The sequence below is a fragment of the Psychrobacter maritimus genome (genome assembly GCF_904846345.1).
Taxonomy (GTDB): Bacteria; Pseudomonadota; Gammaproteobacteria; order Pseudomonadales; family Moraxellaceae; genus Psychrobacter; species Psychrobacter maritimus.
Map to the genome: position 1 here is coordinate 348,563 of NZ_CAJHAJ010000002.1, position 16,179 is coordinate 364,741.

At 44.2% G+C, this 16,179-nt stretch carries 11 protein-coding genes; 5 read left to right on the forward strand and 6 right to left on the reverse strand.

The features are described 5' to 3' along the window. Positions 1 to 4: 4 nt before the first annotated feature. Positions 5 to 3,232, reverse strand: coding sequence for a bifunctional proline dehydrogenase/L-glutamate gamma-semialdehyde dehydrogenase PutA (gene putA, locus JMX50_RS04290; protein WP_201628564.1), 3,228 nt, complete (start codon positions 3,230 to 3,232; stop codon positions 5 to 7). Positions 3,233 to 3,934: 702 nt separating this feature from the next. Next, the gene (locus JMX50_RS04295) at positions 3,935 to 5,230 is read right to left on the reverse strand and encodes an NCS2 family permease (protein WP_201628565.1); all 1,296 of its coding nucleotides are present in this window, start codon (positions 5,228 to 5,230) and stop codon (positions 3,935 to 3,937) included. A 568-nt stretch (positions 5,231 to 5,798) separates the two neighbouring features. Between JMX50_RS04295 and tolQ the strand changes: the two genes are divergently transcribed. From tolQ to JMX50_RS04315, 4 genes are all read left to right on the forward strand, one after another. Beyond that, the gene (tolQ, locus tag JMX50_RS04300; protein WP_201625686.1) at positions 5,799 to 6,539 is read left to right on the forward strand and encodes a protein TolQ; all 741 of its coding nucleotides are present in this window, start codon (positions 5,799 to 5,801) and stop codon (positions 6,537 to 6,539) included. Beyond that, positions 6,536 to 6,994: a protein TolR gene (tolR, locus tag JMX50_RS04305; RefSeq protein WP_201563520.1), complete on the forward strand. Its 459-nt coding sequence runs from the start codon at positions 6,536 to 6,538 to the stop codon at positions 6,992 to 6,994. The genes tolQ and tolR overlap by 4 nt, the downstream gene beginning before the upstream one ends. Before the next feature lie 139 nt (positions 6,995 to 7,133). Then, positions 7,134 to 8,177, forward strand: coding sequence for a cell envelope integrity protein TolA (locus JMX50_RS04310; protein WP_227670905.1), 1,044 nt, complete (start codon positions 7,134 to 7,136; stop codon positions 8,175 to 8,177). A 128-nt stretch (positions 8,178 to 8,305) separates the two neighbouring features. Further along, positions 8,306 to 9,598, forward strand: a complete 1,293-nt coding sequence (locus JMX50_RS04315; RefSeq protein WP_201628566.1) for a PD40 domain-containing protein — start codon at positions 8,306 to 8,308, stop codon at positions 9,596 to 9,598. A 318-nt stretch (positions 9,599 to 9,916) separates the two neighbouring features. On the opposite strand, the gene JMX50_RS04320 is transcribed toward JMX50_RS04315, so the two are convergent. From JMX50_RS04320 to JMX50_RS04330, 3 genes are all read right to left on the reverse strand, one after another. After that, positions 9,917 to 10,549 carry a c-type cytochrome gene (locus JMX50_RS04320; protein WP_201628704.1) on the reverse strand — a complete coding sequence of 211 codons (633 nt, stop codon included), beginning with the start codon at positions 10,547 to 10,549 and terminating at the stop codon, positions 9,917 to 9,919. Between the two features lie 76 nt (positions 10,550 to 10,625). Beyond that, positions 10,626 to 12,227 carry a flavin monoamine oxidase family protein gene (locus JMX50_RS04325; RefSeq protein WP_201618647.1) on the reverse strand — a complete coding sequence of 534 codons (1,602 nt, stop codon included), beginning with the start codon at positions 12,225 to 12,227 and terminating at the stop codon, positions 10,626 to 10,628. A 361-nt stretch (positions 12,228 to 12,588) separates the two neighbouring features. Then, positions 12,589 to 14,043 (reverse strand): cytochrome c, encoded by a 1,455-nt coding sequence (locus JMX50_RS04330; protein ID WP_201628567.1) that lies wholly within the window; start codon positions 14,041 to 14,043, stop codon positions 12,589 to 12,591. 691 nt (positions 14,044 to 14,734) lie between these two features. On the opposite strand from JMX50_RS04330, the gene JMX50_RS04335 reads away from it, so the two are divergent. Next, on the forward strand, positions 14,735 to 15,028 hold the full coding sequence (locus tag JMX50_RS04335) for a hypothetical protein (protein ID WP_201628568.1): 294 nt from the start codon (positions 14,735 to 14,737) through the stop codon (positions 15,026 to 15,028). Positions 15,029 to 15,119: 91 nt separating this feature from the next. On the opposite strand, the gene JMX50_RS04340 is transcribed toward JMX50_RS04335, so the two are convergent. Beyond that, positions 15,120 to 15,743: a flavodoxin family protein gene (locus JMX50_RS04340; protein WP_201628569.1), complete on the reverse strand. Its 624-nt coding sequence runs from the start codon at positions 15,741 to 15,743 to the stop codon at positions 15,120 to 15,122. Between the last annotated feature and the right edge of the window lie 436 nt (positions 15,744 to 16,179).

Genomic DNA, 16,179 nt, shown 5'->3' on the forward strand with positions numbered 1-16,179 from the left:
CTCCTTATGCGATTTGTGTTTGAGTGAGTGATTCAGTCGTTATTGACTCAGATTGCAGCTGCATGAGACGCGCCACATAATGTGGACCACCCGCTTTTGGACCCGTACCCGATAGACCACAGCCACCAAATGGCTGAACGTTTACAACGGCACCGATTTGGTTACGGTTGATGTAGGTATTACCAACAAACGCACGGCGCTCTATATGCTCAGCAATATTTTCAATACGGCTATGAATACCTAAAGTCAAACCAAAACCAGTCCCGTTAATGGCATCGATAAGCTTATTCAGATCAGGCGCTTGATAACGCAGTACATGCAATATCGGACCGAAATGCTCGCCACCGATGACATCGATACTTTTAACCTCAATCGCCGTTGGCAAAACAAAGGTAGAATGCTCTTCGCTAACAACCGAGCTTGCACTCATAGGCGTCTGCGCCAAAATAGTTGCGGTTGGCTCAGCGCTCATACGTTCGATATGCGCCTCCAAACTGTGCTTGGCATCCGCATCAATCACCGGACCTACGTCTGTGGTGACGTATAGTGGATTACCGACGACCAATTCTGCCATAGTCCCTTGTAGCAATTCGATTAAATTATCCGCGACTTCTTCTTGCACGCATAAGATACGACAAGCTGAACAACGCTGACCTGCCGAGCCAAAGGCTGACAATACCGCATCTTTAACCACCTGTTCAGGTAGTGCGGTTGAGTCAACAATCATGGCATTTTGACCACCCGTCTCAGCAATAAAGACCGGTAGCTCGCCACTGGCTTGCACATGATTATTTAAGCTTTGGTTAATACGCTGCGCCGTTTGGGTTGAACCGGTAAAAATAACGCCTGCGATATTATCAGCAGCTGTCAAAGCACCGCCAACATCGCCCGCACCCGTCACTAACTGTAATGCTTCGGCTGGAACCCCAGCTTGATACATTAACTGCGCAGCAAAATGAGCGATTAAGCTGGTCTGCTCGGCAGGTTTTGCCACAACAGTATTGCCTGCTGCTAGTGCTGCTACGATTTGACCGGTATAAATAGCCAATGGGAAGTTCCAAGGGCTGATACATACGAAAGTACCGCGCGCTTTATAAACCTGACGCGAGGGTTTACCTGTTAAATCAGTAAACTCATGCACCACATCGTCTAAACGCTCTGCTTCGTCGGCATAAAAGCGGCAAAAATCAACCGCTTCTTTGATTTCATCGATACCGTCTTGCATGGTTTTACCGGCTTCAATCTGGCAGAGCGCCATCAGTTCAGCATAGTTTTCTTCATATAAGTCCGCCACCTTGCGCAATATAGCAGCACGATTCGCGGCTGGGACTGCTTGCCACGCACTTTGCCCTGCTACTGCCGCATCGATAGCTTGCACCGCCAATTCCGCATTGGCATATTTTACCTCACCAGCGATGACTTCATGATTCCAAGGTGCACGCACTTTCTGAGATTCAAGCTGATGAGTCTTACCATCCGCTTCGTATTCATCAACCGCTTTACCATTGATAATAGAAGTTGCTGACCACGTTTTATGCAGATGACTATCAATAGCAGCTTTAAACGGTAGCCATTGCGACTCTACAAAAATATTGGGACCGAAACTGGCACGACGCTCGCCATAGATATCTAACGGCAGCGGAATATCAGGGTTATGTAAAGTATCATTGGTCAATAATTTGTCGTATGGATGCACGGTTAGCTTATCAATGGGATAAGATTTGTCTAATAATTGATGGACAAACGAGCTATTGGCACCGTTTTCAAGCAATCGACGTACCAAATATGGTAATAAATCTTTATGGGCGCCAACCGGTGCATAGATACGTACCGGAATTTGATAAGCTTGCAAGATATGGTCATACAGCGCATCACCCATACCATGTAGACGCTGAAACTCAAAGTCTCTATGCGCACTCATGGTCATAATCGACGCTAGCGTGTGCGCGTTATGCGTAGCAAACTGTGGCCAGATGAGCCCACGCAGATGCTCAGACAATAAGAAGCGCGCGCAAGCAAGATAAGCAGTATCGGTACCTTCTTTACGTGTCCACACAGGATAGCCAGATAGACCTTTTTGCTGCGCCAATTTAATCTCAGTATCCCAATAAGCACCTTTGACCAAACGTACTGGAATACGATCGCCGACTTCAGTTGCCAAGCGTGCTAACCACACTAAAATAGCAATCGCGCGTTTAGAGTAACCTTGGACTACGATACCTAGGCCATCCCAATCAGCGGTTAAATTATCGCGATATAGAGACTCAAATAGTTTCAGAGAAATCTCAAGGCGATCGGCTTCTTCGGCATCGATACTGATATCGACATTAACTTCACGCGCCGCTTCAATCAACAATAGACAACGTTGACGCAATAGACCCATGACTTGCTCTTCTTGGGTCGCTTCATAGCGCGGGTGCAAGGCTGACAGCTTAATAGATACTGACGGCTTCGGCATACCCTCTTTAACTTTGATACTGGCAGTTGCTTTAATCGCATGCAGATAATCGTTGAAGTATTTTTCAGCATCTTTATGGGTAATGGCCGCTTCACCTAGCATATCAAATGAATAGGTATAGCCTTTATTACGATATGGTTGGCTGTTTTTATTCGCCCCTTCAATGGTTTCACCCAATACAAACTGATGCCCCATAATACGCATGGCTTTTTGCATCGCACTGCGAATGACCGGCTCACCCATCTTTTTGGTCATGCGGTCCAAAAACCCTGAAGCCGTAGTATTGCTATCAATACTGACCACACGGCCGGTCATCATCATGCCCCATGTCGAGGCATTGACCATGAAGCCATTGTCATTTTTTATGTGCTTTTTCCAATCAGCCACACTCATTTTGTCATGAATCAGCGCATCGGCAGTATAGTTATCCGGCACCCGAATCAATGCCTCTGCCAAGCTCATCAGCAAGATACCTTCTTGGGTATCGAGGCTGTACTCAAGTAATAATGAGTCAACCATTTTCACAGCTTTGCCATCATTACGTACGTGCTCGACCAGTTGGCGCGTCTGTGTGGCAGCCGCTTCACGTTCGCTATCAGTCGGTTTGGCAAGGGGCAACAATTCTGACAACCAACGTTCTTCATCGACGCTATATAAAGGTGAGATACGGGCATGCAGCGTTTCTGACGACTGAGCAATATAGTCTGGCGCTAGCAAATCTGCCGGCTTAAATAAAATCGGCTCTTGCGGGGTAAACTGGTCTACTGGGTTCATAACAACTCCATAACTATCGTTTAAAAACCATAATAAATAGCGTGGTAAAAATTCTGATTATTTTTGAAAAATACTTATAACCATCATTAAATTGAATACATGATTAAATTAAATAATAGTCGTCGATGAATATTTACAGCAATAATCAAAAGGCCAAACCACACCATCACAAAACGAGAAAATCCAGCATAGGCTGGACGCGGTCAAGTAGGTCGTTTTAGTGTTAAACGGGCTACGTTAACAATATAAAGGCAACAACGAACAGCTAAGCGGCATTAGTGCCTTCTTCTTGTTAGTAGTGAATGGAGAGTGATGCTCAGATACGGTATCGTGTTAATAAAACCGTATCTGTCATCTTATATGACGCAAATTCACTGTAAGAAAAACCTCTACGGCGTTGATTGAGGTGATGCGCTTAGCTTAGTCATGGTAGCATAAAAAAAGCGTCAAACGCACGCTGTTACTTATTTTAACCAAGCAGAATATGGTTTAAAAACAATTGGTTATTAACATCACAGTAAATATCACGATTTGGTTATATATCTAGATTACTGATGCTGATTTAACTGGTTTTTTGCAGAAATAATTAGGGTTTTCCTATCCCACTTATTCACGTTTTACCTATGATTTTCCTATAAAAAACCCTCTTTATCAGTTTAGTAGATAAAGAGGGTTTTTATGGTGAATACACTAGCTAATATTTTATAAGAAGATAATCTTAATCAATAATACGGCTGTTAAAAGCCAAACAGGAATACTCACATCAGAGAATTTACCAGCGACTACCTTGATAGCGGTATAGGTGATAAAGCCAAGCGCAATACCGTCAGCAACAGAATAGGTCAAAGGCGTAAATAACAAGACCACCACGACTGGCGCCGCTTCTGTTAAGTCATGCCATTTAACGTCTTTTAATGTGCCCATCATCAGTACTGCTACGTAAAAGATAGCCCCTGCTGTCGCATAACCAGGAATCATGGCAGCAAGCGGTGAGAAGAACACGCTGAGTAAAAATAGCACGCCAACGGTCACAGCCATTAATCCAGTACGACCACCGGAGGCGATACCTGAGACACTTTCGATATAACTGGTCGTTGATGAGGTACCCAGTAAAGTACCTGCTACAGTCGCCGTCGAATCTGCTAGCAGCGCTTTACCCATATTAGGGATTTTACCATCTTTACCAATCAGACCTGCTTGACTGGTGGTTGCAATCAGCGTACCTGCCGTATCAAATAAATCCACAAATAAGAAGGCAAAGATAACGCTAATCATTGCTACATCAAACGCACCAGCGATATCAAGCTGCATAAATGTTGGAGCAATAGACGGCGGCGCTGAGATAATACCTGAAAACTGGGTATTACCGGTGATAAGGCTGATAAGCGCTACCAGTAAAATACCAATAGTGACCGAACCTGGTATTTTTTTGTGAGACAAACCAACAATAATGATAAAACCAAGTGCTGCCATTGCCGGCGCAAATGCTGTCATATCACCAAGACCTACCAATGTCGCATCGTTATTAACGATGACACCAGCAGTTTGCATGGAGATAAACGCCAAAAATGCACCAATACCAGCGACAACGCCTTGTTTGATACTGTCTGGAATAGAATTAATGATGATTTCACGGATTTTAAATAAGCTTAGTAGGACAAAGATACAACCTGACAAAAATACCGCGCCAAGCGCCGTTTGCCAGCTGTAGCCCATGCCCAAAACCACGCCATAAGTAAAGAAGGCGTTGAGTCCCATACCTGGGGCTTGCGCGACTGGCAGGCGGGCATAAAACCCCATGATAAAACAACCAATAGCGGCGGCAAGACAGGTGGCAACAAATACCGCGCCTTTATCCATTCCAGCGTCAGCAAGTACGTTAGGGTTGACAAAAATGATGTAAGCCATGGTTAAAAACGTGGTTACACCAGCTAAAACCTCTGTTTTGATCGTGGTATTTTCACCGTTGATCCCAAAATAGCGTTCGATTGCGTTCATAAGAGTCGCTTCCAAATAGCAGTAAGTAAATTATCATTATCCACCTGCGTTGATAAGCGCCGTTTTGCAATAGCGACCATCAATGCTGCTTTTAAATCAAACATATAAAAATACATCCAAATTGCGACGATAAATGACGCTTCCAAATTGCGACTATAAATGACGCTTACAAACTAAGATTCGAGATGATGTTTTTAATCCTTTAGCCACATATAACTTTGGCAAATGCAGAGCCACCATGAAAAGCGATAGCAACAAACAATTACATTCTAGTGAAATTGTCTTACAATTTCAATTAATGTCACGCTTTTTAAGTTAATGGGCACAATTAGCTGACTATATCGACAGCCTTATAAAAACCATTCACTATTATAATTTTTGCACCAACGATTAAATTTACATTTAACACTTTAATAAATGACCTTTTTATCATTTCACAGTACACTACGGGGTTATAGCGAGGAGGCAGAATCAGCATGTTGTGAAAATGCTACCCGCCCCTAGCCGCTATAAGCATTTAGCCATTAAAATCAAAGCCGTTATTATTAATTACCCATGAGCCTAACCCATGCCTGAATCATTAAATATTGTCGACCTCATCACCCAAGCCAGTCTATTGGTACAGATTGTGATGGCATTGTTATTATTAGCCTCGTTGCTTAGTTGGGTGATTATTTTTCGTATGAGTGCCCGTTTGGGTACGGCCAAAAATTTCGACCAGCAGTTTGAAACTTGGTTTTGGTCAGGAGAAGATTTGGCGAAGCTTTATCAAGGCGTGCAAGGTTCGCCTGAGCGCCAAGGGCTTGAGCAGATTTTTTATGTTGGGTTTTCTGAATATTTAAGAATGCATAAAAAACGCCAGCCTAAAGATGACATCATCGATGGCGTTGAACGTAAGCTTCGCGTTGGCTTGGGACGTCAGCAGCAGTTGTTAGAATCAGGATTGACGACGCTGGCAAGTATTGGTTCGGTAGCACCTTATGTCGGTTTATTTGGCACCGTTTGGGGCATCATGAATGCCTTTTTGGGACTGTCGCAAAGCGAACAAGCGACCCTAGCGACTGTTGCGCCCGGTATCGCTGAAGCCTTGATTGCCACTGCCATGGGTTTGTTTGCCGCTATTCCTGCGGTATTGGCTTATAACCATTTTACCGCCAAATCAAGCCGCCTATATGACTCACGTGCTTTATTCTGTGATGAGATGACGGGGATGCTACAACGCGAAACCAGTATCGAAAATCCGCAGCCTAGTACGCAAGTTAGCCAAGTCAGCCAAGTTAATCAAAGCAGTCAGGTAACCGGTCTATGAAACAAAGTCCCTATCGCCGTGAGAAAAAAGCGCTCAATGCGGAGATGAACGTTGTTCCTTATATCGACGTAATGCTAGTGCTGCTTGTTATCTTTATGGTCACAGCGCCGATGCTGATTACGGGCGTCGACGTTGATTTGCCAAAAGAGCAAACCAATACCATGAGCCAAAGTCAGCTACCCGTGATTGTGTCGTTAACGGGCAGTGGCGAGATTTTTATCAGTTATGAGAACAATATCGACTTGCCGATTAGCGAGCCGGAGCTGATTGATACATTATCCAATCTGCAAAATCAAAGTAGCGAAGTGGGTGCACAACCTTTACAGGTAATGATCAATGCCGATCAAAACAATCAGTATGGCGCTATCATGACTCTGATGGCAACTTTACAACAAGCAGGCATCCAAAAGGTAGGGCTATTGACAGGCGCGCCATTACCAGCGCCTTCATTATAATAACGCGCCCTCATTATAAGACCGCCCACTTTTAGCTCAGTTGGTTATAATAAAGTAGATAATTTGATGAAGCTCTTTTTTCAGTCTCACGTTCTTGAATGCTCTGTTTTTGAGTGCCCTATGTTTAAGCATCCTGTTTTTGATTACCATATCCTTGAGTATCAGTGCCATGCGTAATGCGCCAACCGTTTATGTGCCGACCGAACCTGAAGGTAACGGGCTAACCTTGCCTACGTTGCTCAGTTTACTGGCACATGGTCTTGTGATTGGCATCCTAATTTATAGCTATCAGAATATGGAAGTCGAGACCGCGGGCACTATTGAGACCGTCATGATATCCCCTGAACAATTGGCTGAGATGCAAGGACAGATACTTGCCAATCGTGCTGCAGCGGCCAGCGCCATGCAAGCCGACAGCGGTGCAAGCGGCTCATCCAGTAATATGCCAGCAAATAGTACTGATGGCAGCGTCAGCTACGATAGCCCAACGCAGCCCAATTCTCAGCGCGTGCCTGTTTTTACCCGTTCTGATGATTCCGCTAGTCGCCCTATGCTAATGAGTGAAGAGCAGCACCAACGCCTACTTGAGCAAACTCAAGAGTATGAGCGTAATATGGCGGAGTGGGCAGCGCAGTTAGATGAATCTGTGTTAGAAGAGCATGAGCAAATTGAACAAGATAAGAAACAACAGCTTATTGAAGAGCAAAAAAGGCTAGGAGATTTTCGTAATAAGCAAAATAATCCGCCTAAGATTAAACGCCCTACGGCCAATGATAGAAATATAGAAATCAATACCGGTAGTTCTGGTAGCGCAGGTCAAACGCTTAGCTTAGGAGATGATGGACAGTCGATGCTATCTGGTGACGCCACGACTTCAAGTACCGCAAAAGGCAGTAGCCGCTCGGCATCAAGTGGCAGCCGCGGTGCCAGCAATAGTGAAATTATCAACCTCATCAAACGCAACTATAATCCACCGACGGCAGCGAAAGGCTCGACTCAGCGCGCCACCTTAACCATCACTGTCAATGCCAGTGGTAATGTGGTTAACGTCTCTGCCTCAGGACCTGATAGCGCGGTCAATGAAGCCGCTAAGCAGGCGGTGTTGAATACCGGCAGCTTACCAATTGACGCCGATGATCCTAAATATCCTACCTTTACCATACAGTTTAAGGGCAGCAATTAATCAGTTGCCCTAAGACGATATTATTGCTAACTTTAGCTAACGCAACCTATATATGCGGCGATATTATCGTTATCGTCAGTTTACTGCCTTTAAAAAACATTATCCCAACCTAGGAGTTCGATTTGGTCATGCGCATCCATAAAAAACTATGCCTCTCTTTACTTGCCAGCACCTCAAGCTTATTGCTTGCTCCTAGCGTCTTTGCAGCACCCGTCGTTCTAGAGTTGGATTATGAGATTCCGGTGCAGCAAAACCAAGTGGCTTTTGTGCCCTTTGCTGGTGACACGACCTTATCGTCTATTGTCTTAAACGATTTGAGCAAAACAGAGCTGAAAGTCACCAGTCAAAACCTACCGCAGCAGCCGCGTAGTAGTAGCGAGTTAGCAGGCACACTACCTGTATGGCAAAGCATGGGTATCCCTTATCTTGTGGTCGGTAGCACGCGCAGTAATCGCGGCAAAGTCGTCACCGATTATGAAGTCATCGATATCAAATCTGGGCGCGTGATAGAAGGTAAGCAAACTTTAACTGCTGATAATAATAAAGAAAGCATGCGTTATGCAGGTCACGTTATCGCTGATAAAGTATATGAGCTTATCACAGGCATTCCCGGCGACTTCTCAGGGCGCATTGCTTATATCGAAGAGATTGGCACTGGCAAAGAGAAAATATCGCGCCTAAAAGTGATGGATGCTGATGGCGAAAATGCCAAAACCATTACCGAGGTGGCAGGCTCTATCTTCTCGCCTACATGGTCACCTGACGGCAATCGTATCGCTTATTCAGTGCAGCGCGATAAGTCTTACCCTGTTATTTATGTACAAAGCGTGAGCGGCGGCGGTGCGACACCATTAACGCCCTTCCCTGGTAGCAATCTTAGCCCTTCATTTTCACCCGACGGTAGCAAGATACTGTTTTCTAGCAGCTTTGAAGGCAGTGCTGATATTTATGAGATGAGCGCCAGCGGCGGTACGCCTCGACGTATCACCAATTGGCCAAGTAGTGAAGTGCAGCCGAACTATGCACCTGATGGCAAATCTTTTGTCTTCGTCAGTGACCGTGCAGGGTTTAACAAACCGCGCATTTATCGTTATGAATTTGGTTCAGGACGTACGACTCAAGTATCAAGCAGTGGTTATGCGACCAGCCCGCAGTTCAGTAGCGATGGCTCACAAATTGCCTTTTTAAGTGGTCGCTCAGCTGCCATCATGAACAGTGGCGGCGCGGTCACTGCCAATTTGGGCAATACTGGTATCGACGAAGCTCCAAGTTTTTCGCCCAATGGTAAGCGCGTGGTTTACGCCTCAAAGCAAGGCGGTAAAGGCGTACTGACCATCAAGTCATTGAATGGTGGCGAATCATTTGGTAAATCTGGTCAGGGTACTATCCGCTCGCCAGTTTGGTCAGCGAGCCCTAAATAGCTTATGAATTTATTAACTTGTCATTTTACCAGTTAAGAAAATCCTAGAAATCAAATCTCTAAATATAAAAAAAAGCGCCTAATAAATCATTAGGCGCTTTTTTTAGCTTGGAATAATAGAGCGACTTTTATAGTAATAATCAGTGATAGAGTAGAATTACTTTAAAATCGATACAGTGCGACTGGGATGAATTTTTCGTAGGCTCTGTGATAGCAGCAAGCAAGAAAAATTTATACCAGTCGCACACAGCTATAACGTCACGCTTTTATTTTGAACTGACTATACTAAAAATAAGCACTAAAACATTAACTCATTGCATTACTCATCACTAGGATCACTGGCTGGCGGAACCGCGTGTCTTAGCTGTGCCACATCTTCAGCGGTAACCGTATCAGTATAACCATTTAAATCACTGACCACATACTGAGTGACCGCCGCCATCTGCTCGTCATTCATCATCTTATGGAAGGATGGCATGCCACGAAAGCCATTAATCAAGATATCAATGATGTAATACTTCGATTGCATCTTACTGTTATCAGCCAGTGGCGGATAATAACCTGCGCCATAAGCACCCTCGCCTTTATGCATATGACAAGCGGCACAAGAGTCGTGATACAGTTTCTTACCATCTGTCGTCACAAAAGCATTCGTGCCTTCAAACTTGGCTTCCCATTCGGCAATACTTGGATCGCTATCCATAGTGGGAAGTGAGCTGTTATCAACGATGTTGATGGCAGGGGCAGCAAGTTCCTCACGGCTCATATATACGCCGCCCCACGCCCCCGTATTACGACTTGCTTGATAGTCATTGGTTGTCAAGGAGTCTTGATCTTGTACTGTAGAGATGGTCACTTCATCATCTGACTGTTGACTACAGCCTAAAAGCGCTGCACTGCTCAGCAAACTTAGCAGCATCACAGTCAGCAGTTTGGGGGTCATTTTTTTCATGACTTTTTTCTTCACGACTGCCTTATTCACGATTGCATTGTCCATGATAGCCTCTGAATTTTTATAGTTATTCATATTAACCCAGCATTTTTGCTTTTTTATGTAGGCGCTTGGCGGCATCCATACCAGATAAAATAGCGCCTTCTTGCCATGCCGGAATGTGTGAGCAATGCTCGCCCGTGAGTACAATACGATTATCAATACTACACAAGGTGTCATAATGCTGACGACGAGTCGACTCATTCCAAATACCATAACAACCAAGTGTCCACGGGATACGGTGCCATACTACTGATGTACCGGCGCGGAACTCTTTTGGATACTGAGGATGGATATACTTACCGTAAGCCAGCGCGACATTGATACGCTCTTGCGGGGTTAAGGTATTAAATTTATAAGAAGTTGGGCCGTAGCCATACGCGCCCAACAACACACCTGTACCGTCTTTGAACATATTTTCTGAAGGATAAGCAATCTGCGCTATCGGCATATCGGTATAGGTCAAGCCGCCATAGATCCACTCATCCTCTTCCCAAAAGCGGCGATTAAACTCTAAGCCCACTTTATAAGAAGTCTCGTAAGGCACAGCTGCCATCGCCTCTTTCATCGGTTTTGAGACGTTGATATCAATTTGGGTCAGTACCGTTAAAGGAATATTACACACACACCAATCAGCACGAATGGTTTTGGTCGCGCCATTTGGGCTATTGCTGTCGACATAATCAACGGTAACGCCACTTTCATCTTGATGAATCTTGGTCACTTTGGCATTAAACTCAATCATATCGCGGCATTCGCGGGTAAATGCATCACCGATTTTACCCATACCGCCAACAGGCTGAAACATGGTTGGCTGATGCGCATAGGTCATATGGTTGCCATAAATATCAGCCCACATGCCTGAATCTAATATCTCACTGATAGGCAAAGGCTTTGATGGGGTTTCATCAGGCATCAAGCCGCCACCCGGAAAAACACTATAACCACGATGCTTACTGGTCGCATTGCTGGCACGGTAGCGATAGTCTTTATCGAGTACCCCCCAACCTTTTAAGCCTTCTAGGAGCTTTTCTTTGTCTTCTTTATTAACCGAACGATCAAGACCGCCAACATTGACCGCTTTTGATAATAACTCTGATACATGCCCTTGGATGTCGTTTTTTACATCACCCAAGCGCTGCGGCACACCATTAAAATGGGTGCTACGATGCAGATAAGCGCGGTCATTGGTCTGAATAAAAGGCTGCATCTCAACGCCGAACTGTTTGCAATAATGAAAAACGGCATAGTGATGGCTTGGCAGACGCCATGGTCCACCATTAAAATAGTTACCTTCTTCAAAATCGCAGGTGACTTCTTCGCCGCCAAGCTCGGTATATTTGTCACCGCTATTGAGCGTCCAACTACGACCGCCACCACGGTTTTGGAACTCGAGCACCTTGACATCATAGCCCGCTTTACGTAGCTCGTAAGCCGCGGTTAGGCCGCCAAGACCGGCGCCAAGAATGACGATACTAGCGCCCGGCGGTGCACCCTTAAGGTCCATGGTTTCTTTAAAGCTCGATTCTGAGGCAAATCCTAACGTCGTCATTGCCTGATACATCGCGGTTGCGCCCGCTGTTTTACCAATCATCGAGAGCAGTTGGCGCCGCGTTGGTGATTGAAGCATGTCTTTCATAATAATATCCTTAAAGTAGACGTTCGTGCATGACGGTAAACACGGGTGCTTAGAAACTGATTCTTAGACACTGGTTTTATTGATAAACACCTATCTTTATTTATCAGTATTTATGCTATTTATCAGCTTGGCTTAATTCTGCGTTTATTTGCCAAGCTGCCCTGCGCTACCGTATTGCCGTTAATCCCTGTCTTATAATAACTGTTTGATAATAGCCGTCTTATAATAACTGCCTAAAACGCATTTATAAGCTTACTAATCCGCTGTTTGATTGAGTTTTTTGCTATTTGTATGACGTCAATTGAACGTAGTTAAATCAAAACCATGGCAATCAAAGTCATTACAAATAGCGAAATTCGAATTAACGGCGGCGCTTAGAACGTAAAATGGCTCGTATAATAAATATAATGACCGCAATAGCGACGAGAATACCGATGATTGCCAATAAACCTGCGTACTTGATTAAGAAAGGTTTATCCACCCCTGTGTTAGCGATGCGATCGACATCAGCAGCACTGACCTCACTGTTAGCAAGCCCACCAAAATTGACACGTACATAGTTGGCAATGCCAGCAATCTGTTCACTATTCAGCTCTTCTGAGAACCCCGGCATGATAGGTGACGTATCAGTTGCTCCCTCTACCCCATGCAATATCATATTAACGAGGGCATCAGGCTTTTCGCGGCGAATACTGCTGAGTCCCACGATGGGCGCATAACGCGCATCAGGCTGACCGTAACCATCGACACCATGACAGCTACCACATGCTGCTAGATATAGCGATTCTGGCGAATTGCTACCATTACTCACCTCTGTTTTTGCTTGGGCTAAATAATCTTTTTGCGCAAGTAGATCATGAGTGATAGATTCATTGACGGGCGTTGGCAAGCGTGACACATCAACAGCCGAGACCTTATCTTCTGTTTGAATGGCTGGTATCGCTTTTAGATACGAGGCAATGGCACTCAAATCCTCATTTTTTAGATAACGGGTACTATGCGCAACCGCCTCACCCATAGGGCCACCCGCATAAGCGCGTTGGTCTAACTCACCGGTACGTAGATAGGTGATAATATCTTGCTCACTCCAACTACCGATACCGCTCGACTCATCGGGCGTGATATTTGGCGCATGCCAATGCCCAAGCTGAGCACCTGATAGATACATTTTTTTATCGAAACCCATGGTGCTATTACGCGGGGTATGACAAGTACCGCAATGCTCTAGATTATTGACCAGATATTCACCGCGTTTTTGGGTCTCGTTCAGTCCGTCGCGCTTTTCGGTAGACGGTACATTGAGAAAATTCCAGCCAAGCATTAAGCTGCGAATGTTAAAAGGAAAGGGTAAATTGGTTTTGTGCTTCGGAGCTTCATCGACGGCCGGTACGGTTTGCAAATAAGCAAACAATGCGCTGATATCTTCTTCCTTCATGCCGCTATAAGAAGGATACGGCATGGCAGGATACAGCATGTGGCTTGGTGCACGGCCTTTTTGCAAAGCGTTCTTTAAATCCGTTTCGGTATAATCGCCGATACCGTAACGTTTCGAGGGGGTAATATTGGTTGAATAAATCTCTCCCATCGGAGTTTCAATCGCTGTGCCGCCGGTGTAATCCTCACCATGGCATGCCATACAGTCAGCAGCACGGGCAATATATGCACCGCGGTTGACAAGCTCGCTATTGGCAGGGCTTACATTAGGCAAGCTGGCATTGGGTAAGTTGGCATTAGGAAGGTTAACACCTTCAGCCATTGCGGCGCTGGAGGTAATACCAATGACAAGCATCGATAACATCACAGAAAGTGGCTTCATAATATCCTCATATAGCTGGCACCTAGGGTGTTGTAATTATTGTTGGAATAAGACATTCGATATTGGGCAAGTTTTTATAACTGATGACTTATAATGCCCAATGCATAATCCATTAAATGAGGTAGCAAATCGTCCAGTAAATGCTTCATAAAAGAGGGTGATAAAAGCAACTTAATAAAGATAGTTGCTAAAGAATGTCTACTCACCTCACTAATGTAAGACTATTTCACGACTATTACTTGAATAGTAACGGATTGGCTGCATTTTTTTACAAAACTTAAAGAAACGCTTTAGCGCTACTACCTTGGAATAAATTAATATGTATTTTTATATTATAATTATAAATAATTAGATAAATCCTTTAGAAAACAATCACTAAAGCCTAATAACTCTTAATTTTATCCGTAAAAACGAATATATAAAACAATTTATCTGCTAAATTTCGGCTTTATTGCTTATCATTATCAATTATAAGTGTACATAATAGATACATAGCGCTTAGGGTCAATCGCCTTTCTTTATCGTTATATACCCTGTTCTCTCTAGCTTACTTATGATATCCACCTTAATAATAAATAGCCTTTTGTATTCCCCATTGTTTTGTTTATGATAAGCGCCATGCTAATGTCGCGCATTATTTTAACGTCGCTCATCATTTTTAACGTCACCAACTAGCGCCCGAGATGTCCTTATGAAATCATTTGCCTTTATATGTCTACTTGCAGCGACGATACCTCTGACAGGTTGCCAATCTTTTCAATTTGTCGAAAGCCCAATTCCTGTCAAAAATCTCCCTGCGAAAACTTTCGCTGTTAAAGACCGGCCATTAACCACTGTGCCGAATAAAAACGTCTCTACCCCTACCACCGCATCAGTTATGATTATCCCTGCTAAGAATACTGTTGATAATCCCTTTATCACTGATAATAATGTTACTAGAACCATTGTGGTTAAAAAGGTAGCAACACAAAATAACGCTCAATAAAAAAAGCAGATATCGATTTGATATCTGCTTTTTTTATTTTGCGCCTCATAAAGCATTCAAAATACTGATAGCGCCTGAGTGACTGCTTAGGCTAGTTTTTAGCGGCTTCCATCTGCTGTTTAGGCTGATGCTTAATAATGGTCTTCGCCAAATGGTCACCAAACCAGATAGCTGTATCAATATCGCCCTTCCCTGGGGTTTCTTCAGGTGGACCATCTAGCGACTGAGTCATCAAACCCAAAAAGCTTGAAAGACGATTTAAATCATGCGCTTCATGACCGGTTGGCATAAGCGGCAGACCTATCCAATTCATTCCATGCTGCATGGTATAAAGACAAATCTGCTGCAAGACGGCAAGCTTATCGCCGCTCAGACCGCCTGAATTGGCAAAGCCTGCGGCCCACTTACCTTCCCATTTACGATGATACCAACGCTTGGATGTCTCATCCATAAAGGTCTTAAAGCCTGCCGTCACGCTGCCCATATATACGGCACTACCAAAAACCAGTAAATCCGCCTGATCCAAAAACTCCCAATCGACATCATGAACATCGACCGCTTTGGCTTGTGCGTCCGGCAATTGCTGGCGCGCGCCCATCACTATGGCTTCGGCAACACGTCTAGTATGTCCGTAGTTACTATGGTAGATGACAGCCATCGATACGTTAGGCGGATTGTCCGTGGAAGCTAAGGAAGGCGTGATAGATGTAGTCATACGAACTCTAATAATGGATTGGGTGGATAGTAGTGATGCTGCAAAATGTTCAATAATTTTTATTATAAATACTTTAGGTGGCTACTGTTATGTAGCAGCTAGCTATTATATAGGACAGCGGACGCATTAATTCATTGATATGAGGCAAGCTTTGATAAATTCAACCTTCACTGAGCCGCGCTATTTTTAGACGCTGAACGTAAAGGCAAAATTAAATGGATGATATAGTTATTGAAATGACTATATACAGAGAAGCATAGCGAAATACAGCGAAAAAAAGATATCGGCTCAATATCTCCATACCCTACCATTCATTGATTTTTATCTACTTATTCCATATATGAATATAATTATTCCCGCTCTTCTTGTAGTGATTCTTTAAAACGGGTCTATCATATAGCCCTTATTCAATCATACCTAGAAAAATCTGTTGGAT

What these genes read in the sequence shown, in the direction of transcription:
- JMX50_RS04325 (WP_201618647.1), bottom strand. Translation starts at nt 12,227, where the DNA reads ATGAAAGACATGCTTCAATCACCAACGCGGCGCCAACTGCTCTCGATG.
- JMX50_RS04340 (WP_201628569.1), bottom strand. Translation starts at nt 15,743, where the DNA reads ATGACTACATCTATCACGCCTTCCTTAGCTTCCACGGACAATCCGCCT.
- JMX50_RS04330 (WP_201628567.1), bottom strand. Translation starts at nt 14,043, where the DNA reads ATGAAGCCACTTTCTGTGATGTTATCGATGCTTGTCATTGGTATTACC.
- putA (WP_201628564.1), bottom strand. Translation starts at nt 3,232, where the DNA reads ATGAACCCAGTAGACCAGTTTACCCCGCAAGAGCCGATTTTATTTAAG.
- JMX50_RS04295 (WP_201628565.1), bottom strand. Translation starts at nt 5,230, where the DNA reads ATGAACGCAATCGAACGCTATTTTGGGATCAACGGTGAAAATACCACG.
- JMX50_RS04335 (WP_201628568.1), top strand. Translation starts at nt 14,735, where the DNA reads ATGAAATCATTTGCCTTTATATGTCTACTTGCAGCGACGATACCTCTG.
- tolQ (WP_201625686.1), top strand. Translation starts at nt 5,799, where the DNA reads ATGCCTGAATCATTAAATATTGTCGACCTCATCACCCAAGCCAGTCTA.
- tolR (WP_201563520.1), top strand. Translation starts at nt 6,536, where the DNA reads ATGAAACAAAGTCCCTATCGCCGTGAGAAAAAAGCGCTCAATGCGGAG.
- JMX50_RS04320 (WP_201628704.1), bottom strand. Translation starts at nt 10,549, where the DNA reads ATGAAAAAAATGACCCCCAAACTGCTGACTGTGATGCTGCTAAGTTTG.
- JMX50_RS04315 (WP_201628566.1), top strand. Translation starts at nt 8,306, where the DNA reads ATGCGCATCCATAAAAAACTATGCCTCTCTTTACTTGCCAGCACCTCA.